This window comes from Paenibacillus oryzae, from assembly GCF_001675045.1.
In the GTDB taxonomy this organism is placed as follows: Bacteria; Bacillota; Bacilli; order Paenibacillales; family Paenibacillaceae; genus Pristimantibacillus; species Pristimantibacillus oryzae.
Window position 1 is genome coordinate 1 of the sequence record NZ_LYPA01000062.1, and the last position, 1,167, is coordinate 1,167.

The 1,167-nt window shown below is 44.6% G+C and carries 1 protein-coding gene and 3 tRNA genes; all 4 read right to left on the reverse strand.

Going from position 1 to position 1,167, the window contains the following annotated elements; translation table 11 throughout:
- Nucleotides 1–142: 142 nt before the first annotated feature.
- Complete coding sequence (locus A7K91_RS13745) at nt 143–601, reverse strand: hypothetical protein (RefSeq protein ID WP_068683651.1); 459 nt, start codon at nt 599–601, stop codon at nt 143–145.
- A 228-nt stretch (nt 602–829) separates the two neighbouring features.
- A tRNA-Gly gene (locus A7K91_RS13750) sits at nt 830–903 on the reverse strand.
- Nucleotides 904–912: 9 nt separating this feature from the next.
- Nucleotides 913–989, reverse strand: a tRNA-Pro gene (locus A7K91_RS13755).
- A 22-nt stretch (nt 990–1,011) separates the two neighbouring features.
- Nucleotides 1,012–1,088 (reverse strand) — tRNA-Arg (locus A7K91_RS13760).
- Between the last annotated feature and the right edge of the window lie 79 nt (nt 1,089–1,167).

Sequence of the window (1,167 nt, forward strand, 5' to 3'; positions counted from 1 at the left end):
CTTGCCTTCAGCTAACAGTTCCTACTGCCAAGCCTGTAGCGGACTTTCACCGCCTAGTTATCGCCCATGCCGGGCGCACGTTCAAAAAAAACCGCTGGCGCATATCCACTATGGCCAGCGGTTTTTATTTGTAAAGAAAAGCTCATATCGGCAGCAGGCTCTTCAGCTGAAGCCATCCTTCATTGCCAATAGAGTTCATTAGAGACGCTTTTGCTTTTTCGTCAAAGGCATCATAACCATACTGGGAGCTCTTGAATAATTCCTTAATATACGATTGGTTCTTGTCGTTCGTAACATATAAAAAATCCCTATATTGAGACTGGCCATTTTTGGGGTAGTCAAGCTGCAAATAGTAAATATCAGCCGCATCGTCCGCCTTCAATTCCGCCTCCACACCTTCGCTCAAAATCGCGTCAAACACCATAATATCTTCCTTATCTGATATCACATTAATAAGCATTGGTTGAGATTTGTCTGCATGTTCAACAGAATAAAACGATATGTAAATGATATCCGGATGCGCTGGACCACCGGTTTCAGTTGCTGATACGGAACACCCCGTCATTAGACACAATGCCATTAAAATAAGCCATTTTTTCATACAACCAATCCTTTCTTCATACCTCATTAACATCTGAGCCAAATAAATTCGATCTTGTCATTGCAGGAGGAGGCTTTGCGCTCCACTTATAATAAACGGAAATCATTTACATAATGTTGCAAAAAATCCCCCCTTATGTATCAAAGACAAACACTGGGCGGCTTTTGGCTTATTATAAAACGCAAAAAAGAAGCCTCATGAATCAAGGCTTCTCGATGATTTAGATACTGGAGCGGGTGATGGGAATCGAACCCACGCTATTAGCTTGGAAGGCTAAAGTTCTACCATTGAACTACACCCGCATATTAAGATGGTCGGGACGACACGATTTGAACATGCGACCCCCTGGTCCCAAACCAGGTGCTCTACCAAGCTGAGCTACGTCCCGAAATGATGCGATTAATAAAAGATGGCGCGGCCTAAGAGATTCGAACTCCTGACCTTTTGATTCGTAGTCAAACGCTCTATCCAGCTGAGCTAAGGCCGCAAATAATATGGAGCGGAAGACGGGAATCGAACCCGCGACCCTCGCCTTGGCAAGGCGATGCTCTACCGCTGAGCCACTT